Here is a 26,087-nt window from a genome sequence, read left to right as displayed (position 1 = left end):
CCCGGACCAGCGCCGCGATCAGGAAGTCAGGTCCCCGCTTCCTCGCCACCCGCCAGCGCAGCCGCCAGATAAGCCTGGCCCCGCTCGCTGAAGGACAGTGACGCAGCCGCCTGCCTGCCGGCTTCGTCCATCTTGTGCCAGGTCTTCTGCAACACCGCGACGACCTTGTCCGGATAGCGTTCGCAGAATTCCTCGTACTGGTGCTCCAAAAACACCAGGCACAGCGCGTTCTCCATGCATTGGACGTCGGCATCGCGCTTGATGCCCTGCTTGCGCACGATCTTCAGCACCGCCTGCATGGTTTGCGCGTCATGGCCTGCGCTGGCTAACAGCCTTGCGGCGACGTCCGCGTGATGCTCCTTGAGCGTATTGCGCCATTGCAGATAGCCAGCCCTGCCGGCCGGACAGGCCTCGCGCGGGACCTCCCAGCGGCCGATGTGCTGGCAGCGGGCGGCCAGCCGCAAGGCAGAGCCGGCCTGCGGGGCCAGCTTCGTCACCCAGGCGTGGAGGAATTGGGCGTGCAGCCATTCGCGCGGCTGCATCGCGCCATTCCAGGCGACCAGATTGGGATCGCGCCGGTTGTACTCATCGAACAGCTGCCAGGCGCGCTGCAGCGGCGCGTCTTCTGCATCCACCGGGTTGGGCGGGAATTCCATTCACACTCCTGTCTCGTCTTCGGTCAGATAACAGCCGGGGTCCTCGGCCCAGAGGTCGCCCGACTGCTTCTGCGCACGGATGCGGGTGTTGCCGTTGCAGATGTCCAGGTGGGCGCAGCTGGCGCAGCGTCCCTTGACGGGCCGCGGCCGCAGCCGCAGCAGCTTGAGCAAGGGTTCGGCGGGATCCGACCAGATCTCCGAAAAGGGCCGCAAGCGCACATTTCCCAGAGTGTAGTGCCACCACATGGTGTCGGCATGGACATTGCCGCGATTGTCGATGTTCGCGACGTTCATGCCGCTGGCGTTGCCGCCCCACAGGCGCAGCCTGGCCTCGATATGCGGCGCGCTCTGCGGGAACCGGCGACGCACCCAGTGCAGGAAGAACACGCCGTCGGCATCGTTGTTGCCGGACGTGAACTCACGCGGTCTGCCGGCCGCGGCTTGTTCCAGGCAGGTTTCGAAGATCCGCTCCATGGCCGCGCGCGTCATGCGGTGATGGCTGTCCTCGCCCCGGTTGCGGCCGCCGCGGCCGGCGTAGTTCAAGTGTGAAAAGTAGAAGCGGTCGACATTCTCGGCGTCCAGCAATGCCAGCAGCCCGGGAAGATCGTCGGCGTTGCCCTGGGTCAGGGTGTAGCGGATGCCGACCTTGAGGCCGCGGTCCCTGCACAGCCGGATGCCTGCCAGCGAGGCATCGAAGGCGCCCGCCTCGCCCCGGAAGCGGTCGTGCGTCGCGCCCAGGCCGTCCAGCGAAATGCCCACGTAGTCGAAGCCGCAACCGGCGATGGACTCGATGTTGCACCCGTCTATCAGAGTGCCATTGGACGACAGGCCCACGTAGAAGCCCATGGCCTTGGCCCGGCGCGCAATATCGAAAATGTCCGGCCGCAACAGCGGTTCGCCGCCAGACAGGATCAGCGCCCTCACACCGTAGGCATGCAGATCGTCCATGACTGCGCAGACCTCGGCGTAGTCCAATTCGCCGGCGAAATCCTTGTCGACCGAAGCGGAGTAGCAATGCCGGCAATGCAGGTTGCAGCGCCGGATCAGGTTCCAGATCACCACGGGTCCGGCCGCCCCACGGCGTGGCGCAAGCGGCGTGGGACGCAGCAGTTCAGACACGAAGGCAGAGATGCGGAACATGCGGAATTCCTCGCTATGCTGCCGGCCCCTGGCCTTCTTTCAGGCGCAGGCCGGTCTTTTTCAGGATTGCCGAGGAAAACAGCGCGTCGTGCGCACGCAGGGCGTCCGGAAAGCGCGCGTGCAAGGCCTCGGCGACGTCATCGATGCGCGCCAGCACCGCCGCGCGATCGGTCCCGTGCAGCATGGCGTAGAGGTTGTAGCGCCACAGCGGCGGATGCCGGGGACGCCGGTAGCAATGGCTCACGTCCGCGCGCTGGCCCAACCAGGCTCCCACAGCGTCGGCCTGACCGTCTTCCACGTCCCAGACCGACATGGCGTTGGCCACGAATCCGAGCGCGTAGTGGTTGGGTACCACGCCGATGCGCCGTATCACGCCGCGCGCGAGCATGTCGCGCAACTGCGCCATCACCTCGGCTTCGGTGACGCCCAGCCGCGCGGCCACGGCCCGGTATGGATCCCGCCGGATCGGCAGCCCCTCCTGCGTGGCGCGGACCAGGGACAGTTCGAACGGAGTCAGGCCGGCTGCGTCCATCTCAGACCTCCAGCTTCATTTCAAGGAAGTACTCGCGCTCCTTCGGAAACGCCAGCACGGGCAGGCCCGTCTCCTGCTCAATGGCGCGCAAACAGGCGGCAACTTCGGCGGGATCAGCCGCCGCCAGCACGAACCACATGTTCAACGCATGCTCGCGGCGGTAGTTGTGCGCCACTTCGACCCGGCGGTTGACCAGGGCCACGACCCGCTCCCATTGCGCCTGCGGCACGGCCATCGCCGCCAGGCAGTACGCGCCGCCGGCGCGCTCGATCTGGAACAGCGGGCCGAAACGGCTCAGCGCGCCGCACTCGCGCAAGCGGGCTACCCGCGCGATCACGGCGTCTTCGTCCAGCCCCAGCGCCCGCGCGACGTCCGCGAACGGACGCGGGCTGATCGGAAAGCCGCCCTGCAGGCGGTTGATCAGCTTGCGGTCGGCAGCGTCCAAGCCCAGCGGCATGCCCGCGGCAATGTCCTTGGACCTAACCATGCGTCGCCTCTTCCGGCACGAACCTCGCACCGCGCTGCTTGAAACATCTGGTCGAGAACAGCACCGCATGCGGCCAGGCATCAAGTCCAAGACGGCCGGCGATGGCATTGCGCAGCGCCTGCACCGCTTTCCGCTCCTTGCCGTGGATCATGCAGAAGAGGTTGTAGGGCCATTGCGGCAAGCGCCGCGTGCGCCGGTAGCAAAGCGTGACGCCGGGCTCGGCGCCAAGCCGCTGCCCCAGCGCATCCACCCGCGTGTCGTCCACGTTCCAGACGCACATCGCATTGGCGCGAAAGCCCAGCTGGCGATGTCTCAGCACCACGCCGAAACGGCGGAACAGGCCTGCGCGCTGCCAGCGCTCCAGCAGGCGCAGCGTCTCGTCCTCATCCAGCCCCGCAAGTAGTCCCAACCGGCGATAGGGGTGCGCGCAAAGGTCCAACCCATCCTGCACGGCATGGAGCAAGGCCTCTTGCGCGCTGCCGGCGGGTGGCAGCACGGCTCGTCCGCCGCTGCGCTGCGGCGTCGTGCGTTGTTGTGGCGCGCTCAGACTGAAACCCAGGTCGATGTGGTACTCGGCCTCCATGGGCAAGGCCAGCGGCTCGCAGCCGGAGGCCTGTGCGATCCGCGCCAGCAAGCGCGCCAACGCGCCAGGCTTGCGGCAGGCGGCGACGAACCACAAGTTCAAGGCATGTTCGCGCTCGTAGTTGTGATTGACCTGTGGCAGGCTGCTGACGTAGGCGGCAACCTGATCCAGGCGGGCGGACGGCACGTGCATGCCGACCAGCGCGCTGGCAAAGCAGGACTGGTGCAGCACCGGACCGACACGGCTCACGAGCCCCTCGCGCTGCCACCGCTGAAAGCGCGCCAGCACCGTGTCTTCATCCAGGCCGACGCGCTCGGCCAGCAAGGCGTAGGGCCGCGAGACCAGCGGAAAGTCCCGCTGCCAGCCATCGAGCAGACGCAGATCGGAATCGGACAGTTCAGAAGCCAATGCGGCCGCTCCTGTTGGTGAAGAAAATGCCGCTGGGCTTGGGAATGTCCAGCGTGGCGCCGCGTTGCAGCGTCCGGGTGTCATACACCACCACCCGGTCATCGTCGCGCGCCGACAGCCATACCGCCTCTCCTCGCGGCGTGAATTCCATGTGCAACACGCCGCGGCCAGGTGCCAGCGTCCGGACCACGGCCAGGGTTTCGGTGTCGATGACCTGTACCTGGCCGTTGTCCGGCACCGCAAAGTTGACCCAGACGCGGCGGCCATCGGGCTGCGCCATGACGAACACCGGCTGGCCCAGCGTGGCGATGCGGCCGGTCTCCTGCCAGGTGGCGGTATCCACCACCAGCACCTCGTGCCTGCCGATGGCGGGCAGGAACAGGCGTCCGCCCGCCGCGCTCCAGCCTCGCAGGTGGGGCATCTTGTAGACCGGCAACGCTTCCTCGCCGCGCCCATAGCCCTGCAGGATCTTGCGCACGCCGGCCTCCGGATGCCAGAGGTCCATCATGGCCAGCGCATCCTCGCCGAACAACCCGGCGATGTAATAGCGGCCGTCCGGGGTGACCAGCGCGTCGTAGGGCTGGCGACCGGCCTTGTGGCGTTGTGTGGACGGCCGGGCGGGGTCCGACAGATCCGTGATCCAGATCTCGCCCGCGTCGAACAGCGCGTAGGCGAACTTCTGTCCAGGCAGGTCCGCCAGGCCGACGACCTTGGAGCGCCTGCCCGGCGCATACTCGGCGGGCACTTCGCTGATCTGGCGCAAGGTCACAGCGTCGAAGACCTTGATGCCGCCGGGCGTGTAGTTCTGCACCACGATCAGCCGCCCGTCCTGCGAAATGGCGCCGCCGATCGCATTGCCGGACTGGATGCTGCGACGGTCCACGCGTTTCCGCAGCAGATCCACCTTGGTCAGCCCGCCGTCCCGGCCGAAGACGTAGCCGTAGCGGCCATCGCGGGAATAGGCGATGTGCGCATGGGAAAGGTCGCCCAGCCCTTCGACCCGCGCCAGCCGGGTCTGTCCGCTGGTTTCGACGATGGAGACGGCGCCGTCGGCACGCTCTATCACCATGCCCAGGTCGTTGGTGCCGCGCGGGTCGGTGGCCGCGGCGCAGCCGGCCAGCACAACGGCGGCCAGGACGAACAGGAAACGCAGTTTCATGAACGTTTTATTCCTCTGGAAAGCCCTTGAGCAGCCGCGCGGCGATCCAGGCGGCTTCGTCGGGCGCAAGCATGCCGCGCCACCCGGGCATGGCGGTGCCGGGCAGCCCGTGCAGAATCGCCTGTTCGAGATAGGCCGGCGGCTTGCCAGCAAGCGCTTGCGGCGTCAACGCCGGCCCCAGGCCGCCATTCAGGCGCAATCCATGGCAGGAGCCGCAGTCCTGCCGCACCAGGTGTATGAGTCGCTGCTGATCGACGGGATCGAGGTCCGGCGCCGCCTGCGTCCGGCCCACCGCCGCTCCCAGCCCCGTGCAACAGGCCAGCGCCAGGCATGTCAGGCCGCGACCGGGGCGCATGGCTCGGCCGCGTCACGCAACAACAGCTGTCCCGCCGCGGCGGCGGACCAGGCGCGCTGCGCCAGTCGCACCACGTCGCCGACCACCAGCAGCGTGGGCGGCTTGAAGCCGGCCACCAGCTGCGGAATCTGGCGCAAGGGGGCCACCGTCCAGTCCTGGGCTTCGGTGGTGCCGGAATGAACCAGCGCGGCCGGCGTGTCGCCGCCGCGCCCATGCCGCTGCAAGGACGCGACGATCTCGGCGGCGTTGGCCACCGCCATGTAGAACACCAGGGTACAGGTGGGATCGGCCAGCGAACTCCAGTCCAGTTCAAGGCCGGCGTCGTCCCGCAGATGGCCCGTGATGAAACGCACGCTGGCCGCCACGCCCCGATGCGTCAGGGGTATGCCCAGCGCTGCCGCGCAGCCGTTGGCGGCGCTGATGCCCGGCACGACCTCAACCGGCACGCCGTGCCGCGACAGGAACAGCAGCTCCTCGCCGCCGCGCCCGAAAATGAACGGATCGCCGCCCTTCAAGCGCACGACGCGGGAGCAAGACCCCGCCAGCGCCAACAGCAGCTGATGGATGTCTTCCTGCCGGTGGCGGCAGTCGCCCGCCATCTTGCCTACGTCATGGAACTGCGCGGCGGGATTGATGAGGGGCAGGATGCCGCCGCCTACCAGCCTGTCGCAGACCACGGCATCGGCCTGCTGCAATAGCCGCAAGGCGCGCACCGTCAGCAATTCGGGATCGCCCGGACCGGCGCCAACCAGGTAAACCGTTCCGCTCACTACTCCCTCCCTTGCAGCCAGGCTGCGCAAAATAAGGCTTCAGGAGGAAGTGTAGGAAGCGACAGGCGGCTGCAATAGGTACGGTCGACGCAAGTGCAATGGGTGCGCCAGGGGCGTTCAGGACGCCTGGGCACGCAAACGCGCCAGGATCTGTGCGCGATGCTGGTCCAGGCCGGGGACCTCCCGCGCCATCGACGGCAGGGGTTTGGAGAACTTCACCGGGAAGCCCACCACGCGTCCTGCCGGCGTATCGGCAACGACCCCGCGATGTCTGACGTGCGGGTCCTCGAACACTTCATCGTGCCGCAGTACTGGCGCCCAGGGGATATCGTGACCGTCGAACAGGCGTTCCCAATCCGCCAGGTTGCGGCTCTTGAACAATTCGCGCAGTCGATCGTTCAAGGCTCGCTTGTCGCGCATCCGCCCCGCCCTCGTCTGGTAGCCCGGCGCGTTCAGGTCCGGGCAAGCCGGGGCCAGCGCCACGCAAAGGTTGCGCCAGAACGATTCCTCCAGAATGCCGAGCGCAAGATGCCGGCCGTCCGCCGTCTCGAAGACGTCGTTGTCAGGCATGACATGGGGCAGATGCGCCACCTCCGGGCCAGCAGGACCGTTCATCGCCTGCAATGCAGGGGCCATCCATGCCGTCATGGTGTCATGGATCGACACGTCCAAATGCTGCCCCACGCCGGACTCGCGCGCGTCCTGCACGGCAGCCAGTATCGCGAGCGCGGCGTGCATGGCCGCGCAGTAGTCCGACAGGCGCAATCGCGGCCGCGCCATGACATCGCGCACCTGCGACGGCACGGCCCAGTATCCGGCCAGGGCCATGTAATTCACGTCATGGCCGGGCCGTTGCGCATAGGGCCCTGTCTGCCCGAATCCCGAAATCGAACACAGCACCACCCGCGGATTGACGCGCGCCAATTGCGTGTAGTCCAGTCCCAGATTGGCCATTACGCCAGGCCTGAAACCCTCCACCACGACGTCGCTGCCTGCCACCAGTTGCAGCAGGACGCGCTTGTCTTCTTCGCGCTTCAGATCGAGGCAGATGGACTGCTTGCCCCGGTTGTACTTGGCGAAGGTCTCGGCTCCCAACTGGCGAGCGGTGTCGCCCTGCGGCTTTTCCACCTTGATCACGGTCGCCCCCAACTGACCCAGCAACATGGCGGTGTACGGCCCAGGGTGCAGTTGGCCCAGGTCGAGCACAGACATGCCGCTCAGGTAGTCCGCCGCCCCCTGCTCTGCGCCGGCGCTCATGCGAGTATCCCCTTTGCGATGGTATTGCGCTGGATTTCGCTGGTTCCAGTGACGATGCGGTACAGGCGCAGGCGGCGGAAGATGAACTCCACCGGATGGTTCTTCGTCACTCCCACGTTTCCATGGATCTGCATGGCCTTGTCGGCAATTTCGAAGCAACGCTCGGACACGAACAGCTTGCACATCGACGCCGCGTCGCGCACGTCCTCGCCCGAGTCGGCACGCTCTGCCGTGGCAAGCACCATCTGTTCGCAGGCATAGAGGGCCGTCGCCATGTCGGCCAGCATGTGCTGGATGGCCTGGAAGCGGCTGATGGGGCCGCCAAACTGCTGCCGGTGCTTGGCGTAGTCCACAGCCAGCCTGAAAGCCTGGCGCGCCAGGCCTATCATGGTCGGGCAATGCAGCAGGCGGTTCACGCTGACGCGGTTCATGGCGATCTTGAAACCCTGCCCTTCCTTGCCGATCAGGTTCTTCTTCGGCACCCGGACCTGATCCAGCACGATGTCCGCATCGACATACTGGCCTGTCATCGGCACGCAATCGTGCACCAGCCGTACGCCGGGGCTGTCCAGATCGATGAAAATCGCGGATATGCCTTCCGCGCCCCGGTCAGGATCGGTGACGCACATGGTGATGGCGAAATCGGCGAACGTCGAGGCGGTAATGTAGTGCTTGACCCCGGTCACGATGTAATCGTCGCCGTCGGCCACCGCGACGGTCTGCAAGCGGGTAGCGTCGGAGCCCGACTGCGGCTCGGTCATGGCGAAGCAGGCGCCGCGCTCGGCGTTGACCACGGGCATGATGTAGCGGTCGTGCTGGTACGGGGTCGCATACTGGACCAGGTTGCCGATGCGCGAAGGACCGCCCCAATCCCCCAGCACATGGGGGAACAGGATGGCGCCGGATGCCGCGACGTCGTCCTTGAGCACGCACAGGTCGCGGTAGGACAGCCCCTGCCCGCCCAGCTCGCGCGGCAGCTGCGCTCCATAGAATCCCAGCGCCCGGCATCGTTTCCACACGGACTGCACCAGGTCGCGCCCGAACTTGTCCTCGTACCCCAGGCCGAGCGACTGTTCCAACGGTATGAGTTCGTCCTGCAGGTACTGCTGCAACCGGGTGCGCAGGCCGGTCAGCGCCTGTTTGTCGTCTTGGGCCATGTCGTCTCCTTTGAGTAGTCCCCAGCTTGACAGCGCCCGGCATCCTCGCAATTATCTTTTCTTCGTTTTCAATAACCTGGCGGAATCATGAGGCTGGAAGATCTGGACTATTTCCTGGCGGTCGCGCGGCTGGGCCATGTCGGCCGGGCCGCCGACGGCATAGGCGTCAGCCAGCCTGCACTGACCAAGGGCATCCGGCGCCTGGAAGAAGAACTGAAACTGCAGCTCTTTGTCCGCACGCCCAAGGGCATGGAGCTGACAATTCCAGGACGCGCGTTCTACCAGCGCTCGATGCAGGCAAGGCGGGAACTCGACGACGCCATGCAGGAAGCGGGTGACCTGCACCGCGGAAGCATCGGCTTGCTGCGCGTCGGCGTCACGCCGCTGCTCGCGGAATCGTTCTTCAATCCGGCCTGCATCGAACTGCTGGCGCAACGACCCGCCGCCAAGGTCCAGGTCATGGTCAGCCTGAACGATGCCTTGATTCCAGCGTTACGGCAGGGAGACCTGGACTTCGCCATCAGTTCGCTGTTCGAATCCGCCTCCGCGGCGGAGTTCGAACGGGAACCCTTGTTCGCAGACAAGCTTTTCGTTGCCGTGCGCCCGGGCCATCCCTTGCTGGGCCGCCGCAAGATCCGCTTTGCCGATCTGGCGGGGTGCCAGTGGATGCTGCCGGGACCGCAGGCGGCATCACGGCGCTGGCTGGAAGCCAAGTTCGAGCAACACGGGTCGGCGCCGCCCAACGTGACGATCGAATCCAACGCGTCGGTATCGGGATTGCTGGGCATCCTGCACAGCACGGACCTGCTGACGCTGGTCAGCGAAATCACCCTGTCCGCGCATGCCGGCCAGGGCCTGAGCATCCTGCCTCTGGACGACATGACATGGCATCGGCAGATCGGCGTGCTGACGCGGCGCAACAGCTACCAGTCGCCGCTGACGCAGCGGCTGCTGGAAATCCTGCGGGAGCATGCCCGGGCCCGGGCGGGCGCCTAGCCCTCAATCCGCCTGCAAGCCCAGCTTGTCGATGAGCGGCCCATAGCGGGCGGACTCATCATCGATGAGCTTGCGCAGCTGCTGCGGCGTGCCGGGTATGGGCGTGAACGATTGCGACGCCAAGGCCTCCAGCACCTGGGCATCCTGCATCGCGCGGCCGACGGCGGCATTCAGCCGGTCGATGATTTCCTGCGGCGTGCCTTTCGGCACGGCGATTCCCGCCCAGCTGCCGCTGTCGAAGCCGGCATATCCCAGCTCGGCCACGGAAGGCACCTCTGGCAGGGAAGCGGCGCGCTTGGCGCTGGTGACGGCCAGCGCGCGGATCTTCCCTGAGGCGATGAAGGGCATGGCGGGCGCGACCGCGACGATGCCGATATCGATCTGGCCGCCTGCCAGGTCATTGAGCGCGTTGCTGCCACCCCGATAGGGCACGTGTATGGCGTCCAGGCCGAAATGCTGCTTGAGCGTTTCAAACGTCAGATGCATGGATGAGCCCACCCCCGGGCTGCCGTAGCTCAGTTTGCCTGGATTGACGCGGGCGTATGCGAGCAGCTCCTGGAATGTCTTGACCGGCAAGGCGCTGCTGACCAGGACCACGTGCGGAGCGATGCTGAGTCCGGATACAGGCGCCAGATCCGCGATGGGGTCGAACGACAGTTTGGGCGAAAGATGCTTGGCAATCGCGAAGTTGCCGCCGTACTCCAGCAGGGTGTAGCCGTCCGCAGGCGCGTTCGCGACCTTGGCGCCGCCCAGATTGCCGCCGCCCCCGCCCACGTTCTCGACGATGATGGTCTGGCCCAGTTCCTTGCCCAGGGGCACGGCGACCAGGCGGGCGATGTAGTCGAACTGGCCGCCAGCCGAGAACGGCACGATGAAGCGTATGGGCTTATCGGGGTAGCCGGCAGCCCCGGCGCCAGCCGCCTGCGCGGGTCCCGCCATGAGCGCGGCAAGCCCCAGGCTGACGGCCGCCAGGCAACGGGCCGCCCTGTCCCGCAGGCGGAAATTTCGCTGGTTCATGTTGTCTCCTGTTCTTGTGCAAGGCGGGACCGATGCTGGCCCCGCTTTCGCATAGAGGTAACCCGCAGGCCGCCTGAACGTCATGCCGCATCCAACGATTTCCATAACGCAGGGGAATCGCCCCCGCACGATAACGGCGCGGCATGAGGATTCGCGTCCTGGTTATCCGCGGGCGCCTTGCCGCCCCGCAGGATAGCGGCAAGCCAACCCCAGACACGGACACACCATGAACCAAGGCCGATACACCACCCGCAATGCGCGCTATTGGCGCGACCGTCCCGCCGTCATTTTCGGCGACAGGACGCTGAGCTTCGGACAGCTGGAAACCCGCTCCAACCGCCTGGCCAACGCCTTGCTGGGCCTGGGGCTGAAGAAAGGCGATCGCGTCGCCATTCTGGCCTGGAATTGCCCGGAGATCATCGAACTCGAATGCGCGCTGTACAAGGCGGGACTGGTGAAAGTGGCCCTGAACGCGCGCCTGTCGAACCAGGAGGTGCTGGATTCGGTCAACAATGCCGATGCGGCGGCCTTCATTGTGGACCCAGCCCATGTGGAAGCAGCGCAATCCCTGCTGGACGGCTTGGAGAACGTGCGGCATCGATTGGTGATGGGCGCCAGCGACATCGAAGGCTGGCGCTCATACGAACGCCTGCTGGAGTCGGCCGCCGACAGCAACCCGGACGTGCCGATGCAACCCGGCGACCTGGCCGTGCTGCACTTTACGTCGGGCTCGACGGGCAAGCTCAAGGCCGCCATGCAGACGGTAGGCAACCGCCTGGCGTCGCTGCGCAAGGTCGTGATGGGCCGCATGCGCGCCAATCCCGGCGAAGTGCTGGCACTCGCCGGCCCCATTACCCACGCCAGCGGCATGTTCATGCAGCCCTTCCTGTTCCAGGGCGGAACGATCCTGCTGCATGACCGGTTCGACCCCGAGAGCTTCCTGGCCTCCGCTGCCCGGCATCGCGCCGCCTTCAGCTTCATGGTGCCCACGATGGTCAACATGCTGATCGCGCATCCGCGGCTGCATCAGCACGACCTGAGCGCGCTGCGACAGATTTCCTATGGCGGCGCGCCGATGGCGCCGGCCCGCATCCGCGAAGCCTGGGAAGCCCTGGGACCCAAGCTCAGCCAGGGCTATGGCGCGGGTGAAACCACCGGCGGCCTGGTGCTGCTGAGTGCCCTGGACCATGCCGCAGCCATGTCGGGCCACCCGGAACGGCTGCTCTCCTGCGGGCGTCCATTCGGCGAAAGCGAGGTTCGTCTGCTGGACGAAGACGGCCGTGAGGTCGCGCCCGGCGAGGTCGGTGAGATTACCGCCACCGGCCCCGACATCTTCGCAGGCTATTGGCGCGAACCCGAGCTGTCCGCGCAAGCCCTGCGCGATGGCCGGCTGCATACCGGCGACCTGGCTCGGATGGACGATGCAGGTTTCCTCTATGTCGTGGACCGCAAGAAGGACATGATCATCTCGGGCGGATTCAATATCTACCCTACTGAAGTCGAACAGGCGCTGTATCAGCATCCGGGCGTGTACGAAGCCTGCGTTTTCGGCGTGCCCGACAAGGTGTGGGGCGAGTCCGTCAAGGCTGTGCTCGTGCTCAAGCCTGGCGACACCACCACCCCGGCCGATCTGATCGAGCATTGCCGCAAGCACCTGGCGGATTTCAAGAAGCCTCGCAGCATCGAACTGGTGGCGGAGTTGCCGAAGAACGCCAACGGCAAGCTCGCGCGCAAGCAACTGAGGGACGCGCACTGGGCGCATGAGGAGAGAAAGGTGGGCTAAGGGCACCACTAGGCGTAGTATGGGGATAGATGCTGTTCACGCTCCTAGGGCCGCGCGGACTCGCGCCGCCCTCCACACCCTCAGGAGGTTGTCATGTACAAGCACATACTCATCCCCATCGACGGATCCGAGCGTTCCTATGCTGGCCTGGCGCAAGGACTGGGCCTGGCCAGCGCCCTGGGCGCAAGCGTCACGGTGCTGACGGTGTACAGCGCCTACCGCCCGACCTCCATGGAAACGGTGCACCTGGAGGGCGTGCATACGGAATATGAGCGCGAGGCCCAGGAGCTCGCCAAGTCGTACCTGTCGCAAGCGGCCGCGCAAGCCAGCGCCGCGGGCGTGCCCTGCACCACCGAAATGCGCGAAAGCAACAACCCGGCGCAGACCATCATCGATATCGCCATGACGCAAGGCTGCGACCTGATCGCCATGGCCTCGCGCGGCCACGGCGGACTGGCGGCCGTGCTGCTGGGCAGCCAGACGCAGAAGGTGATGGCGCATTCGACGCTGCCGGTGATCGTCTACCGCTAAGACCGGCGCTTGGACTAGACCGCGGCGCGCGCTCCGTAGGTCTTCGGTATGCCAGCGGCGGCCACGCCGCTGCGCAGGCTTTCCTGCGGCAGCGCCTGGGCCAGCAAGGGCCGCGCCTGCAGCAACCGCGACAGATCCACGCCCGTGCGGTAGCCCATGCTTTCCAGCATGAAGACCAGGTCTTCGGTGACGATATTGCCCGACGCGCCAGGCGCGAAGGGACAGCCTCCCAGGCCTCCCAGGCAGGAATCGAAAGCGCGGATGCCTTCGTCCAGCCCGGCCAGCGCATTGGCCAGGCCCAGCCCCATCGTGTCGTGCAGGTGCAGCTTGACCAGGCGCGCGCCCACGGCGTCCTGCGCGGCGCGCACCGCATCGCGCACCAGCGCCGGATGGGCATAGCCCACGGTGTCGGCCAGCGCGATCTCGTCGGCGCCGGCCAACGCGGCGGCGGCGGCCACCTGCGCGACACGGCGCACCGGCACCGCGCCTTCCATCGAACATCCGAAGGCGGTGGCGACCGCCGCATCGATGCGCACGGGCCGCGGCTGCGCCCGCGCCCAATCGACGATGGAGGCCAGCACCTCCACCTGTGCGTCGGTGCCCTTGCCGACGTTGGCGCGGCTATGCGTGTCGCTAACGGAGACAGGAAACGACAGCGCGTGCGCGCCAGCCTCGTAGGCCGCAATGGCGCCCTTGAGGTTGCAGACCAGGGCAACCACCGTCAAGCCCTCGATCTTCAGGACGTCGGGCAGTACCGTACCCGTATCGGCCATCTGCGGCACCAAGCGCGGCGACACGAAGCTGCCCGCCTCGATCTCGCGCAGGCCGGCGTCGGCCAGCTGCCGGATCCAGCGTAGCTTGTCGGCCGCGGACATCATGCCCTTGGCCATTTGCAGCCCGTCGCGCGGACCCACTTCGCAAAGCCTGATTTCCTGGTTCATGTGCTGTCCTTTCCCGGCCGGCCTACTGCTGCACCACGATGCCCGCGCTTTCGATGGTCTGGCGCGCCTTGGCGATGTCCGAATTGATCAACGCGGCAAACTGTTCGGTGGACACCGGATCGGTTTCCAGGCCTTGCGAGGCCAGCGCCTCCTGCACGTCCTTGCGCGCCAGCAGCTTGTTGAAGTCGCTGTTCAGGCGCGACACGACCGCGGACGGCGTCTTGGCCGGGGCCAGCACGCCGTAGTAGGTCACCACGCTGAAATCCTTGTAGCCCAGCTCCGCGACCGTGGGCACCTCCGGCAGCGCCGGATTGCGCTTGGGCGAAGTGACTGCCAGCGCGCGCACCTTGCCGGACTTGATCAGCGTGGCCGCCGACGAAATCGAAGAGCCCGCGAACTGCAGGTGTCCGCCCATCAGGTCCGCCAGCGCCGGGGCCGAGCCCTTGTACGGCACGTGCTGCATCTTGAAGCCGGCCGCGTGCTGCAGCATTTCGATGGCGATGTGCACGCCGCCACCCGTGCCCGAGGTGCCATAGGAGATCTTGTTCGGATCCTTCTTGGCGGCGTCGATCACTTCGGGCAGCGTCTTGTAGGGCGAGCTGTCCGACACCAGCAGCACCATGGGCGTAGTGGCCACCAGCGCCACCGGCGCCAGGTCCTTGACCGGGTCGTACGACACCTTCATCAGCAGCGGAATCAGGGTGACGTTGTCGGACTGGCCGATCACCAGGTCGTAACCCTGGGCAGGCGAGCGCGCCGCTTCGGCCAGGCCCAGCGCCGTGCCCGCGCCCGGCTTGTTCTCGGGAATCACTGACCAGCCGTTGAGTTCATGCAGCTTGGTGCTCATCAGGCGGCCGATGTAGTCGGTGCCTCCGCCCGGCGTGGACGGGATGATGATGCGGATGGGCTTGCTGGGATAGTCCTGGGCGTGTGCGGCACAGGCGGCGGCCAGCGCGGCCACCGCGAACAGTCTGCGGATCATCTTGTCTCCTCTTTGATGGAAGTCTTGGCGGTCTGCGCCGCCTCGACCGATATCGGGCGCTACCGCCCGTTCATGCAATAACGCCTGCGCTGCGCAGGACCTCGATGCGCGCGGCATCCCAGCCCAGGCCCTGCAGAATGGCCTGCGTGTCGCCGCCCTGCCGCGGCGGATCGGAACGCTTGCCGGCCTTCAGGCCGTCGAACTCGATGGGCAGCGCCGCCGCGGATATCTCCCCGCCGTCCGGCAGCCGGGTCTTGAGCAGCGCGCCGCCGGCGTTCAGGTGCGCATCGTCCAGCAGGTCGTGCGGCTGGCGTATCGGGCCATAGGACAGGCCGGCGGCTTCCAGTGCCGCGCACAGCTCGTCGGTCTTCCAGGTCTTCAGGATCTCGCCCACGCCCGGCACCAGCCAGGGCCGCGCCGCCTCGCGGTCGACGGCGGTGGCCAGGCGCGGATCGGCGGCCCACTCGGGCGGCAGGAATTTCTGGGCGAAGTTGCGCCATTGCGCATCGCCCACCACGGCGACGAACACGCGGCCGTCGGCGGTCTCGAACACGTCATACACGCCCCAGGGCGGCCGGCGCTCCGCGCCCATGGGCTTGGGCGCCGCGCCCGTCAGCTGGTATTGCGCGATGAACTGCGCGACCAGCAGCAGGTTGTTCTCGAACAGGCCGGAGCGCACATGCCTGCCGCGCCCCGTGGCGTGGCGGTCGTGCAGCGCCGCCAGCGCGCCCACCACGCCGAAGGTGCCGCCCAGGATGTCGTTGACGGAGGCCGCCACGCGCTGGGGCGTGTCCGCGCCGCCGTTGATGTAGGCCAGCCCGCCCATCATCTGCACCACTTCGTCCAGCGCGGTGCGCTGCTTGTAGGGGCCGGACAGAAAGCCCTTGAGCGATACGTAGATCAGCCCAGGGTTCTCGGCCGACAGCGACTCATAGTCCAGCCCGTACTGGGCCAGGCTGCCGTCGCGAAAATTCTCCACCACCATGTCCGCCTGCAAGGCCAGCTGGCGCACCACGGCCTGCCCCTCGCGCGCCTTCAGGTCGATCGCCAGGCTTTGCTTGTTGCGATTGAAGACCGGGAAGTAGCCGCTGCCCGAGCCCTTCAGGCGCCGGGTGCGGTCGCCTTCGATCGGCTCCACCTTGATGACCTCGGCTCCCAGGTCCGCCAGCGCCAGGCCGGCCGCCGGGCCCATGATCATGTGGGACAGCTCCAGCACCTTGATGCCGCGCAGCGGTAATTCGGTGTGGTCCATGAAGGGTGAAGCCGGTGTTGCTGCCATCTGCATATCCTCGGGCCTGATGCGCTGAAAAACAGGCAACGGCAAGATCGATGCATGCCGCCGCCCCATGCCCCATCATCGGCGGCAAGCCGGATCAGCGGGTAGCGCTCTTTCAGCACGGGGGCATTCTCGTTTGGGAACGTCCGGGAAAGCCCTGAGCCCCGTCGTTTCAGGCGGCCTCCGCCACGCCCAGATGCGCCAACAGCACGCGAGCGGCGGGCGGCAAGGCGTCCAGCCCCAACACGGCGATGCACAAGGAAGTGCTGGACCAGGCTCCGGAGAGCGGAATGAAGCGGATGTCCAGGTTGGCGTGGCGCGCCTTGAGATACATGGGCACCACGGCCACGCCCATGCCGCGCGCCACCAGCATGCAGATGGTTTCATGCGAGCTGACCCGCGCGCTGATCCGCCGCGCCACGCCCGCATCCTGCGCCGCCTGCTCGAACACCGCGCTGATGCCGTTGTCGCGGTTCAGTTCGATCTGCTCGAAGGGCAGCAATTGCGCGTAGTCCAGCGTGTCGCGGTCGGCCAGCAGATGCTGGCCGGGCACGACCGCCGCCAGATCGCAGCGGCCACAGGTAAAGACCTGCAAACCGTCATGACCAAAATCGGAACCCACCGCCACGTCGGCCTGGCCGTCGAGCACCGCGCGGAACACCTCCTGGGTGGTGCCCTCTTCCAGGGAAATATCGATCTGGGGATAGGCGCGGCGAAAGGACTGGATCTGCGCCGGCAGTTCGCCGGACAGCGCCGCCACGCTAACCGCGAGCCGGATACTGCCGCGCACGCCGGTCGCAAAGCCCACCATCTCGCGGCGCATGCGGTCCATGCTCTGCAGCACCATGCGCACGTGCGTGGCCAGCGCATTGCCTGCCGGCGTGGGCTGCACGCCCCTGACCCCGCGTTCCAGCAGCGGCACGCCGAAGGCATCCTCCATCTCCGACATGCGTTTGCTGACGGCGGAAGGAACGATATTCTCGCGGGCGGCGGCGCGCGCCAGGCTGCCTTCCTCCAGCGCTGCGAGGAACAGGCGGAGCGAGACGGGATCGATATCGCGGGGATGCGGCGGGGGAGACGGGACGGGCTTCATGCCGGGAAGTGTCGTGCCTTGCGCGCCTGCGCAGGGATCGGGGTTTTCCCGGTCCGGGCGCCTTGCGCCTCTAACCCCGCACGCCCATACCGCCCTCCCATGCGTAGCCAGTCAGCAAGCCCAGCAAACCGCGCCTGACCACGGCCACTGCCTCATCCCGCAAGGCGTCGGCGCGCCAGCCCATTTCGATGGCATAGCCCGGCATCGCGACCGGGCAGGGCAGCATGCGCAGGCCGGAAGCGGCAGCCAGGCCGCGCGCCGCGTGCGCGGGCAAGGTCGACAGGGCATCGCTGCCCCGCAACAGGAACGCCAACGCCGAAAAATGCGTGGTCGAGGCCTGCACCCGGCGCGTCAGTCCCAGCCCGTGCAGCACTTCATCCACCACCCCGATGAAGCCGCCGGACGACACCAGAATGTGCTGGCGGCGGATGAATTCCTCCAGCGACAAGGTGGTCTGGCCTGGCGCCACGCTGGCGGGATCCAGCAGGCAGGCATAGCCGCCCTGCCCGACCGTCACGCGCTGCAAGGCCTGCGAGGCCAGTCCGCCCGAAGCGATCACCAGGTCCGCCTCGCGCGCCATCAGCATGTCGGCCGCCAGCCGGCTGTGGGTCTGGCGGAAGATGAGGCGCAGCCCCGGCGCGCTCTGCGCCAGCGCGTGGATCGCGTCTCGTCCCAGCGCGATCTCGAAATCGTCCGATAGCCCCAGCGTCACCGACCTGCCGGCAAAGCCCGCCGCGCCAGGCCGCGCCAGCGACAGGCTCTGACGGCACTTGTCCAGGGCTTCGCCAATGACGGGCCGCAGTTCGCGCGCCCGCAGGCTGGGCGTCAGCCCTCTGCCGGTGCGCGTGAACAGGGGGTCTCCGTAAAGCGCGCGCAGGCGGCCCAGCGCCGCGCTGACAGCGGACTGCGTCACGCCCAGGCGCAGCGCGGCACGTCCCGCTCCGCCCTCGTCATAGATGGCCTCGAAGATCTTGAGCAGGTTCAGGTCGGCTGACTCGATATCAATTTGGTTCATATCATTTATCTCTGACCAGGATTGATTGATTTTAGGGCCGGCCGGACACTGAAGCCCATTGCCACGTTTCCGAGGCCCCCGCCATGACCACGAAAACCGTCGCCGCCCTGCAGATCGGCTCCTCCCCCGAGGGCAAAGCCCGCACCCTGGAAGACATCCTCGCCTACGAGGGCGAGATCATCGCCTCTGGCGCCTCGCTCGTGGTCATGCCCGAAGCGCTGCTGGGCGGCTATCCCAAGGGCGAGATCTTCGGCACCCGCCTGGGCTACCGCCTGCCCGAAGGTCGCGAGGCCTATGCCCGCTATTACGACAACGCCATCGACGTGCCCGGCCCCGAAACCGAAGCGCTCGCCGCCCTGTCGCAGCGCACCGGGGCCAGCCTGGTGGTGGGCGTGATCGAACGCGGCGGCAACACGCTGTATTGCACCGCCCTGTTCTTCGAACCTGCTACCGGCCTCGCCGCCAAGCACCGCAAGCTCATGCCCACCGGCACCGAACGCCTGATCTGGGGCCAAGGCGACGGCTCGACCCTGCCGGTCGTCGACACCGAAGCCGGCCGCATCGGCGGCGCCATCTGCTGGGAAAACCACATGCCGTTGCTGCGCACCGCCATGTACGCCAAGGGCGTGGAAATCTGGTGCGCGCCCACCGTGGACGAACGCGACATCTGGCAGTGCTCGATGCGCCACATCGCCCACGAAGGCCGCTGCTTCGTGGTCAGCGCCTGCCAGGTGCAACCCTCGCCCGCCGAACTGGGCCAGGACGTGCCGGGCTGGGACGCCAACCGCCCTCTGATCAACGGCGGCTCGGTCATCGTCGGCCCGCTGGGCGACGTGCTGGCGGGCCCGCTGCGCGGCAAGGCCGGCCTGCTGACTGCCCAGGTCGACACGGCGGAACTGGTGCGCGCCCGCTACGACTTCGACGTGGTGGGCCACTACTCGCGCCCCGACGTCTTTTCCTTGACCGTGGACGAACGCCCGCGCCCCGCCGTGCGCTTCGTCTCCTGAATGTCCCGTCCACCAGGAGCCCGCAAGCCAGGCCCCTGGCGCCGGGATGGTATAGTCTCGCCCGCTGCCGGCCCTTCCGGGCCGCGCAACGCCCGAGTGGTGAAATTGGTAGACACAAGGGACTTGAACTAATTTGAGCCCTTTGGGGGAAACTCCAAAGGTGTAGCCCGTCAAACTCGGCGAATGCCCTGGACCCGTTCCGAGCCAACGCCGAGCCAAGCCCTGGCCGCACGGCCGGGGAAGGTGTAGAGAGCAGACGGCGGGCACCTAAGGCCGCAAGGCTATGGTGAAGGCGTGCTCCAGACCACGAACAGCGCATCCGCGCTGGCGGCGAAAGCCGAAGTGGTAAGAAAATCCCTCGGCCTCGCGGCCGTACCGGTTCGATTCCGGTCTCGGGCACCACCCCGCCACAGGCCAGGCGTCCATCCTTCGTCGCAAACCGGCGAACGCCTGCCTCGTCAAACTGAAGCGCGCAAAATTGCCCCCGCCGATCTAATCTAGTCCGGTAACCAGGGAGCGCGCCATGATCACCCTCTACTCGTACCCCGGACTCTATGGGCTGGAAGACAACAATCCTTACGGCCTGAAGATCTACGCCTTCCTGAAGCTCTGCCGGCTGCCGTTCGACCACCGGCATACGCTGGACGTACAGTCCGCCCCGCGTGGCCAACTGCCCTACATCGCCGACGGCGATCTGCGCATCGGCGACAGCGACGCCATCATCGCCTACCTGAAGCGCCAGTACGAACTGACCATCGACGATTCCCTCACGTCCGAGCAGCAGCGCCAGGACTTGCTGGTGCGCCGCGCGCTGGACGACCTGTACTGGGTCATGTCCTATTCGCGCTGGCGCGATGACCGCTATTGGCCGACCTTCCGCCGCGCGCTGCTGGACGCCCACCCGGACGTCACACCCGAGCAGCTGGAAGCCGCCCGCCAATACAACTTCCAGCGCTACCACTACCAAGGCATAGGCCGCTACGCCCCCGAAGACGCCTATGCGCGCGGGATCGCCGACCTGGAGGCCGTCTCCAGCCTGCTGGGCGACAACGGCTTCATGTTCGGCCCCAATCCGGGTAGCGTGGACGCGGGGCTCTACGGCTTTCTCGCCAATATCTATTTCTACGCCATCGACACGCCGCTCAAACAGTGCCTGGTGTCGCGGCGCAACCTGGTGAGCCTGTGCAATGCCGTGCGCGCCGAACTCGGTTAAGGCCTGACGCCCTTCCCGCGCGCGGCCGCCCGCCCCGGACGGCTTCCAAAAACGTTATTCTTGCGCCTCGTTTTCCACGTTTTCGCCCTGCCCGCCATGCGCCGGCGGGGCTTCAGACCTCACTTGACCGCCGCTTCCTCCTCCCCGCCCTTCATCGTCCTCGACGCCTGCATCCTCATGTCAGGCATCCTGCGCCGCCTGCTGCTCAGGCTGGCCGAGGCCGGCGTATACACGCCGGTCTGGACCGACCGCATCGGCGAGGAATGGCGCCGCAACGCCTCGCGCATCTGGGAGATCCCGCCCGAGGTGATGATGGAGATGTGGGACGACATGAACGCGCGCTTTCCCGGCGCCCGCGAGACGGACACCCAGGTCTACGAGGCCTCCTTGCGCTACAGCGACCCCAAGGACTTCCACGTGATCGCGGCCGGCCTGGCGCGGCGCGCGCGCTGCGGCCTGCAACAGCCGCCGGTGGTGCAGGTGCTGACCTGGAATCTGAAGGATTTCAACCGTTCCGAACTGCGGCGCCAGGGGCTGGACGTCTACAACCCCGACCGCATGCTGACGCAATGGTGGCAGGCCGCGCCCGACGCCATCCGTGCGGCGGCGGCACAGGTGCCCGCGGACTATGTGGCGTTGGGGCGCGAACCCGAGCCGCTGTCGGCGACGCTGCACCGCGAGCGCCTGTATGGCCTGAAGAACCTGCTGGCGCGCGACGCCGCGCAGAACGGCGGCGCCTGAACCGCGCCAGCGTGCTCAGTGGTCGTGGTTGCTGGCGGCAAAGCCCGCCGCGTTCAGTATGTCGATCACTTCCTGGATGTGCTCGTGGCCGCGCGTCTGCAGCACGAAATCCACCTCGACATTGCGCACCGGCAATGACGTGAACGCACGCTGGTGGTGCACTTCGGTGATGTTGGCCTGCGCGTCGGCGATGAGCTTGGTGGCGTGTGCCAGCGCGCCCGGCAGATCGCGCAGGTCCACGCGGATGCGCGCCAGGCGGCCGGCGCGCACCATGCCGCGCTCGATCAGTTCGCCCAGCATCAGCGGGTCGATGTTGCCGCCCGTCAGCACCAGGCCGATGCGCTTGCCCTTGTAGCGGTCGCTGCCCTCTTCCTGCGCGCGCAGCAGCGCGGCCAGGCCGGCGGCCCCCGCGCCTTCGACCACCGATTTCTCGATCTCCAGCAGCACCACGATGGCGTGCTCGATATCGCTTTCGCTGACCAGCTCCAGTCGATCGACCAGCTGGGTGACGATGGGCTGGGTCAGCGCGCCCGGCGACTTCACCGCGATGCCTTCGGCGATGGTGTAGGCGCCCTGCGGCATGGACACGCCCTTGACGGCGGCGTACATGGACGGAAAGCGCTCGGTCTGCACGCCGATGATCTCGATGCCGGGCTTGAGCGCCTTGGCCGCGGTGGCAATGCCGGAGATCAGGCCGCCGCCGCCGATGGCGACGACCAGGGTGTCCAGCTGCGGCTGGTCTTCCAGCATCTCGAGCGCCACCGTGCCCTGCCCCGATATGACCGCCTCGTCATCGTACGGGTGGATCATGATCAGGCCGCGCTCCTGCGCCAACTCGTAGCCGCGCGCCTTGGCGTCGTCGAAGGTGTCGCCGGCCAGCACCACCTCGGCGCCGAAGCGGCGCGTGTTGGCGATCTTGACGGTGGGGGTGAACCGCGGCATCACGATCACGGCCGGCACGCCCATGCGCTGGGCATGGTAGGCCACGCCCTGCGCGTGGTTGCCGGCGGACACGGCGATCACGCCCTTGGCGCGTTCTGCTTCCGACAGCGTCAGCATGCGGTTGAGCGCGCCGCGCTCCTTGAACGAAGCCGTGAACTGCAGGTTCTCGAACTTCAGCCAGATCTCCGCGCCGAAGATGTCGGACAGCGTGCGGGACAGGGTAAACGGGGTCTTCAGCACCTGGCCGCGCAGGTTCTCGCGGGCGGTCTGAATGGAGGCGATATCGATCACGATGGAAATCCTGTTAGCGCACCGGCAGGAAATTGAACAGCAGCAGGCCCTGCGCGTAGTTGATCCCGATGCGCCGCGTGTTCTCGCCCAGCAGGTTCGCGATCAGATCCAGGCGGCCGATGATGGCGCCGAATTCGCGTTCAAAGCTGAGGTTGGTGGCGTTCTGGGACATTTCGTTGGCCAGCAGCAAGGGTTCGCCCTGGGTATTGCGGCGCGACGCCAGCAGCCAGGCGGCTGCCTCGACGTTCCGTGCGGCATTGTAGACCCGCTGCCCGTCCAGCGCGTCGGTAGCGTACAGGCGGGTTTTGCCGTTGTGGGCGGCGATGATGGTGTCGGCCAAGCCGTAGATGAAAGCGCCGACCCGGTCGCCCGAATAGTTGGGGTCCAGGGACACGGCCAGGATCTGGATGTCGCGCAGTCCCGCCAGGTCCTTGGGCGGGATGCGGACTTCGATGGAATGCTTGACCAGCGACACCGCCTTGGCCAGGTCGGGCGCGCCGGACTTGCGCCATTCGCGCGGATTGCGGCGGTAGAGCTTGTCCAGCAGGACATACAGGCTGGCCAGGTTGTCGCGCACCTCCAGCGTGACGGTGCGGTTGAAGTCGGTCTGGCCGAACTGGTCGGCGGACATGTCCTCGCTCTTGGGACCGCCCTTGCCCGGCGCGGGGCTGCTCATGCAGCCGCTCAGCACGGCCGCAAGCAGCGCCGCGGCACTGGCGGATCTGGCCCACGCCGTCATGCCTTGCCCATCCGTTTCCCCCTTCTTTGCCACGTCGCGCAGGCCATCCTCCGTGGTCGGGGGGCCTCGCTCTCGCGCAAGACTTTACAGGAAGGTAAGCGCAGTTGGGAGATGTCCGGGGTCTGAAGAAGCAAGAAGATGAATCATGCCGGCCACAAGCGTGCGCGTCGGCCCATGAAAAACGGCGCCCGCAGGCGCCGTTTCATGCTACCGGTCAAGCAGGCTTATTCAGCTTGCGGTTCCGATTGCGGGGCAGCTTCGGGAGCCGCAGCGGCTTGCTGCTGCTCGATGCCGCCAATCGCCTTGATGGACAGGCGCAGGCGGCCCTTGTCGTCGGCCTCGATGACCTTGACGCGGACTTGCTGGCCGACCTTCAGCACATCGTTGATGTTAGCGATGCGGTAGTTGGCGATTTCCGAGATGTGCAGCAGGCCGTCGCGGCCCGGCAGCACTTGCACGATGGCGCCGAAATCCAGCAGGCGCAGCACGGCGCCTTCGTAGATCTGGCCCACTTCGACGTCGGCGGTCAGTTCGACGATGCGGCGCTGGGCTTCCTTGGCCTGCGCTTCGTCGACGCTGGCGATCACGATCGTGCCGTCGTCCGAGATGTCGATCTGCGTGCCGGTTTCTTCGGTCAGCGCGCGGATGGTGGCGCCGCCCTTGCCGATCACGTCGCGGATCTTCTCGGGGTTGATCTTGATGGTCAGCATGCGCGGAGCGAAAGCCGACAGCTCGCCGCGCGAACCGTCCAGCGCTTCCTTCATCTTGCCCAGGATGTGCAGGCGGCCTTCGCGGGCCTGAGCCAGCGCCACTTGCATGATTTCCTTGGTGATGCCCTGGATCTTGATGTCCATCTGCAGTGCGGTGACGCCGTTCTCGGTGCCCGCGACCTTGAAGTCCATGTCGCCCAGGTGATCTTCGTCGCCCAGGATGTCCGTCAGCACGGCAAACTTGCCACCGTCCAGGATCAGGCCCATGGCCACGCCGGCCACGTGATCCTTGACCGGCACGCCGGCGTCCATCATGGCCAGCGAGCCGCCGCAGACCGAAGCCATCGACGACGAGCCGTTGGACTCGGTGATTTCCGACACGATGCGGATGGTGTACTGGAAGTCTTCCGGAGCCGGCAGCAGCGGGATCAGCGCGCGCTTGGCCAGGCGGCCGTGGCCGATTTCGCGGCGCTTGGGCACACCGATGCGGCCCGTTTCGCCGGTGGCGAACGGAGGCATGTTGTAGTGCAGCATGAAGCGGTCGCGGTATTCGCCCATGAGCGCGTCGATGATCTGCTCGTCCTGCTTGGTGCCCAGCGTGGCCACGACCAGCGCCTGGGTTTCACCGCGGGTGAACAGCGCGCTGCCGTGTGCGCGGGGCAGCACGCCCAGACGCACGCTGATGGGGCGCACGGTGCGGGTATCGCGGCCGTCGATGCGCGGCTCGCCGTTCAGGATCTGGCCGCGCACGATGGCGGATTCCAGCGAGAACATGATGTTGTCGACAGCGACGGCGTCCGGCAGCGCTTCGCCCTTTTCGGCGGCGGCGGCGGCCAGCTTGGCCGACACGTCAGCCGACACTTCGCGCAGCTTGGTCGTACGGGCCTGCTTTTCGCGGATCTGGTAGGCGGCGTTCAGGCCTTCCTGGGCAGCTGCGGTGACCGCGGCGATCAGGGCTTCGTCCTTGGCGGGCGCTTGCCAGTCCCAATCGGGCTTGCCGGCGTCCTTCACCAGTTCGTGAATGGCGTTGATGACGGCCTGCATTTGCTGGTGGCCGTAGACCACGCCGCCCAGCATGATTTCTTCGGACAGCTGGTCGGCTTCGGATTCCACCATCAGCACGGCGTTTTCGGTGCCGGCGACGACCAGGTCCAGCTTGGACGACTTCAGCTGCGAGGCGGTCGGGTTGATGGCGTACTGGCCATCGATGTAACCCACGCGCGCGGCGCCGATGGGGCCGTTGAACGGGATGCCCGAGATGGCCAGCGCGGCCGAGGCGCCGATCATGGCGGGAATGTCGGGATCGATTTCAGGATTGACCGACAGCGTGTGGATGACCACCTGGACTTCGTTGTAGAAGTCTTCGGGGAACAGCGGACGCAGGGGACGGTCGATCAGGCGCGAGGTCAGCGTTTCCTTCTCGGAGGGCTTGCCTTCGCGCTTGAAGAAGCCACCCGGGATGCGGCCGGCGGCGTAGGTCTTCTCGATGTAGTCAACGGTCAGCGGGAAAAACGTTTGACCCGGCTTGGCCTTCTTGGAAGCCACGACGGTGGCCAGGACGACGGTGTCCTCGATCGACACCACAACGGCGCCGGAGGCCTGGCGAGCGATCTCGCCAGTTTCCAGGACGACCGTGTGCTGGCCGTACTGGAACGATTTTGTCACTTTGTTGAACATGACGATTATTCCTTACAAATGAAAAACCGTGGCCGTCGCGACATACGTCGCACCGACCACGGTTGCGTCATGGGGAGCCAGCCCCGTCGATCACTTGCGCAGACCGAGTTTTTCGATCAGTGCGCGGTACGAATCGGGATTGCGGCCCTTGAGATAGTCGAGCAGCTTGCGGCGACGGCTGACCATACGGAGCAGACCGCGGCGCGAGTGATGGTCCTTCATGTGTTCTTTGAAGTGACCGGTCAGTTCGTTGATGCGGGCGGTGAGCAGAGCCACCTGAACTTCGGGGGAGCCGGTATCGCCTTGAGCGCGTTGGAATTGCGCGACGATATCGGATTTCTTGATGTCAGCTACAGACATTTATGACCTCTTCGGACATGCGACAGGGCCGAGGCGCCCTGACGTGGTTTGGAAAAAATTTGCGCGAACCTGGCGGAATTCGCTTTCTCACTGCTGCCATTGATGACTCAAACAGAAGCCTGGAATCCGGGTGTTGGACGCGGTGTTTCGACACCGGGGCCTGGCACCTGGACCAGCTCTGCGGCCAGCGCAAAGGATGTTGCAAGATCAATACACTTGATAAAGCTCGATGATTATAGCCGATTCGCTAGAATTACCCCAATGAGGGC

The 26,087-nt window shown here is 66.6% G+C and carries 26 protein-coding genes; 6 read left to right on the top strand and 20 right to left on the bottom strand.

Going from position 1 to position 26,087, the window contains the following annotated elements:
- Positions 1-26: 26 nt before the first annotated feature.
- From HV793_RS20970 to HV793_RS20925, 10 genes are all read right to left on the bottom strand, one after another.
- Positions 27-656, bottom strand: a complete 630-nt coding sequence (locus HV793_RS20970; RefSeq protein WP_054450225.1) for a DUF4202 domain-containing protein — start codon at positions 654-656, stop codon at positions 27-29.
- Positions 657-1,796, bottom strand: a complete 1,140-nt coding sequence (gene nirJ, locus HV793_RS20965) for a heme d1 biosynthesis radical SAM protein NirJ (RefSeq protein ID WP_125470934.1) — start codon at positions 1,794-1,796, stop codon at positions 657-659.
- Between the two features lie 13 nt (positions 1,797-1,809).
- Complete coding sequence (gene ahbB / locus HV793_RS20960; RefSeq protein ID WP_175213877.1) at positions 1,810-2,328, bottom strand: siroheme decarboxylase subunit beta; 519 nt, start codon at positions 2,326-2,328, stop codon at positions 1,810-1,812.
- Between the two features lies 1 nt (position 2,329).
- Positions 2,330-2,815, bottom strand: a complete 486-nt coding sequence (locus HV793_RS20955) for an Lrp/AsnC family transcriptional regulator (RefSeq protein WP_175181170.1) — start codon at positions 2,813-2,815, stop codon at positions 2,330-2,332.
- Positions 2,808-3,806 carry a siroheme decarboxylase subunit beta gene (gene ahbB, locus HV793_RS20950; RefSeq protein WP_217481787.1) on the bottom strand — a complete coding sequence of 333 codons (999 nt, stop codon included), beginning with the start codon at positions 3,804-3,806 and terminating at the stop codon, positions 2,808-2,810. The genes HV793_RS20955 and ahbB (HV793_RS20950) overlap by 8 nt, the downstream gene beginning before the upstream one ends.
- Positions 3,796-4,965 carry a cytochrome D1 domain-containing protein gene (locus tag HV793_RS20945; protein ID WP_175181168.1) on the bottom strand — a complete coding sequence of 390 codons (1,170 nt, stop codon included), beginning with the start codon at positions 4,963-4,965 and terminating at the stop codon, positions 3,796-3,798. The genes ahbB (HV793_RS20950) and HV793_RS20945 overlap by 11 nt, the downstream gene beginning before the upstream one ends.
- Positions 4,966-4,972: 7 nt before the next feature.
- Entirely contained in the window at positions 4,973-5,320 is a 348-nt protein-coding gene (locus HV793_RS20940; protein WP_082400648.1) for a c-type cytochrome, read from the bottom strand.
- Positions 5,299-6,090, bottom strand: a complete 792-nt coding sequence (gene cobA / locus HV793_RS20935; RefSeq protein ID WP_175159497.1) for a uroporphyrinogen-III C-methyltransferase — start codon at positions 6,088-6,090, stop codon at positions 5,299-5,301. The genes HV793_RS20940 and cobA overlap by 22 nt, the downstream gene beginning before the upstream one ends.
- A 117-nt stretch (positions 6,091-6,207) precedes the next feature.
- A complete protein-coding gene (locus tag HV793_RS20930) occupies positions 6,208-7,347 on the bottom strand; it encodes a CaiB/BaiF CoA transferase family protein (protein WP_244958685.1) in 1,140 nt (379 codons plus the stop codon).
- Entirely contained in the window at positions 7,344-8,504 is a 1,161-nt protein-coding gene (locus HV793_RS20925; RefSeq protein ID WP_175181165.1) for an acyl-CoA dehydrogenase family protein, read from the bottom strand. The genes HV793_RS20930 and HV793_RS20925 overlap by 4 nt, the downstream gene beginning before the upstream one ends.
- 87 nt (positions 8,505-8,591) lie before the next feature.
- Here HV793_RS20925 and HV793_RS20920 point away from each other — a divergent pair, with 87 nt between their 5' ends.
- Entirely contained in the window at positions 8,592-9,500 is a 909-nt protein-coding gene (locus HV793_RS20920) for a LysR family transcriptional regulator (RefSeq protein WP_119450841.1), read from the top strand.
- A gap of 3 nt (positions 9,501-9,503) precedes the next feature.
- Here HV793_RS20920 and HV793_RS20915 read toward each other — a convergent pair whose 3' ends face one another.
- Positions 9,504-10,517, bottom strand: coding sequence for a Bug family tripartite tricarboxylate transporter substrate binding protein (locus tag HV793_RS20915; RefSeq protein ID WP_158598566.1), 1,014 nt, complete (start codon positions 10,515-10,517; stop codon positions 9,504-9,506).
- A gap of 226 nt (positions 10,518-10,743) precedes the next feature.
- Here HV793_RS20915 and HV793_RS20910 point away from each other — a divergent pair, with 226 nt between their 5' ends.
- Together HV793_RS20910 and HV793_RS20905 are read left to right on the top strand one after the other, a co-directional pair.
- Positions 10,744-12,300, top strand: coding sequence for an AMP-binding protein (locus HV793_RS20910; protein ID WP_125470928.1), 1,557 nt, complete (start codon positions 10,744-10,746; stop codon positions 12,298-12,300).
- Between the two features lie 93 nt (positions 12,301-12,393).
- Complete coding sequence (locus HV793_RS20905) at positions 12,394-12,831, top strand: universal stress protein (protein WP_054450200.1); 438 nt, start codon at positions 12,394-12,396, stop codon at positions 12,829-12,831.
- A 14-nt stretch (positions 12,832-12,845) separates the two neighbouring features.
- On the opposite strand, the gene HV793_RS20900 is transcribed toward HV793_RS20905, so the two are convergent.
- The 5 genes from HV793_RS20900 to HV793_RS20880 all read right to left on the bottom strand — a co-directional run bounded on the left by HV793_RS20900 (position 12,846) and on the right by HV793_RS20880 (position 18,138).
- The gene (locus HV793_RS20900; protein ID WP_175213875.1) at positions 12,846-13,772 is read right to left on the bottom strand and encodes a hydroxymethylglutaryl-CoA lyase; all 927 of its coding nucleotides are present in this window, start codon (positions 13,770-13,772) and stop codon (positions 12,846-12,848) included.
- 22 nt (positions 13,773-13,794) lie between these two features.
- Positions 13,795-14,754: a Bug family tripartite tricarboxylate transporter substrate binding protein gene (locus HV793_RS20895; protein WP_054450197.1), complete on the bottom strand. Its 960-nt coding sequence runs from the start codon at positions 14,752-14,754 to the stop codon at positions 13,795-13,797.
- Positions 14,755-14,824: 70 nt separating this feature from the next.
- Positions 14,825-16,033 (bottom strand): CaiB/BaiF CoA transferase family protein, encoded by a 1,209-nt coding sequence (locus tag HV793_RS20890; protein WP_082400642.1) that lies wholly within the window; start codon positions 16,031-16,033, stop codon positions 14,825-14,827.
- A 169-nt stretch (positions 16,034-16,202) separates the two neighbouring features.
- The gene (locus HV793_RS20885) at positions 16,203-17,123 is read right to left on the bottom strand and encodes a LysR family transcriptional regulator (RefSeq protein ID WP_175213874.1); all 921 of its coding nucleotides are present in this window, start codon (positions 17,121-17,123) and stop codon (positions 16,203-16,205) included.
- Positions 17,124-17,193: 70 nt separating this feature from the next.
- On the bottom strand, positions 17,194-18,138 hold the full coding sequence (locus HV793_RS20880; protein ID WP_054450190.1) for a LysR substrate-binding domain-containing protein: 945 nt from the start codon (positions 18,136-18,138) through the stop codon (positions 17,194-17,196).
- An 83-nt stretch (positions 18,139-18,221) separates the two neighbouring features.
- Here HV793_RS20880 and HV793_RS20875 point away from each other — a divergent pair, with 83 nt between their 5' ends.
- The 3 genes from HV793_RS20875 (at position 18,222) to HV793_RS20865 (ending at position 21,099) form a co-directional block, all read left to right on the top strand.
- Positions 18,222-19,145 (top strand): carbon-nitrogen hydrolase family protein, encoded by a 924-nt coding sequence (locus HV793_RS20875; protein WP_054450188.1) that lies wholly within the window; start codon positions 18,222-18,224, stop codon positions 19,143-19,145.
- Positions 19,146-19,668: 523 nt separating this feature from the next.
- Positions 19,669-20,358 carry a glutathione S-transferase family protein gene (locus HV793_RS20870; protein ID WP_175181162.1) on the top strand — a complete coding sequence of 230 codons (690 nt, stop codon included), beginning with the start codon at positions 19,669-19,671 and terminating at the stop codon, positions 20,356-20,358.
- Between the two features lie 177 nt (positions 20,359-20,535).
- The gene (locus HV793_RS20865) at positions 20,536-21,099 is read left to right on the top strand and encodes a PIN domain-containing protein (protein WP_244958691.1); all 564 of its coding nucleotides are present in this window, start codon (positions 20,536-20,538) and stop codon (positions 21,097-21,099) included.
- 15 nt (positions 21,100-21,114) lie between these two features.
- Here HV793_RS20865 and HV793_RS20860 read toward each other — a convergent pair whose 3' ends face one another.
- From HV793_RS20860 to rpsO, 4 genes are all read right to left on the bottom strand, one after another.
- Positions 21,115-22,332, bottom strand: coding sequence for a threonine ammonia-lyase (locus HV793_RS20860; RefSeq protein ID WP_054450181.1), 1,218 nt, complete (start codon positions 22,330-22,332; stop codon positions 21,115-21,117).
- Between the two features lie 13 nt (positions 22,333-22,345).
- A complete protein-coding gene (locus HV793_RS20855; protein WP_370127071.1) occupies positions 22,346-23,008 on the bottom strand; it encodes a hypothetical protein in 663 nt (220 codons plus the stop codon).
- A 287-nt stretch (positions 23,009-23,295) separates the two neighbouring features.
- Positions 23,296-25,458, bottom strand: a complete 2,163-nt coding sequence (gene pnp / locus HV793_RS20850; RefSeq protein WP_054450179.1) for a polyribonucleotide nucleotidyltransferase — start codon at positions 25,456-25,458, stop codon at positions 23,296-23,298.
- Positions 25,459-25,548: 90 nt separating this feature from the next.
- On the bottom strand, positions 25,549-25,818 hold the full coding sequence (gene rpsO, locus HV793_RS20845; RefSeq protein WP_006223612.1) for a 30S ribosomal protein S15: 270 nt from the start codon (positions 25,816-25,818) through the stop codon (positions 25,549-25,551).
- Between the last annotated feature and the right edge of the window lie 269 nt (positions 25,819-26,087).

The organism is Achromobacter aegrifaciens (genome assembly GCF_902859965.1).
Classification (GTDB): Bacteria; Pseudomonadota; Gammaproteobacteria; order Burkholderiales; family Burkholderiaceae_B; genus Achromobacter; species Achromobacter aegrifaciens.
The sequence above is the reverse complement of the archived record's forward strand: the minus strand, read 5'-3'. Positions and strand labels throughout refer to the sequence as shown.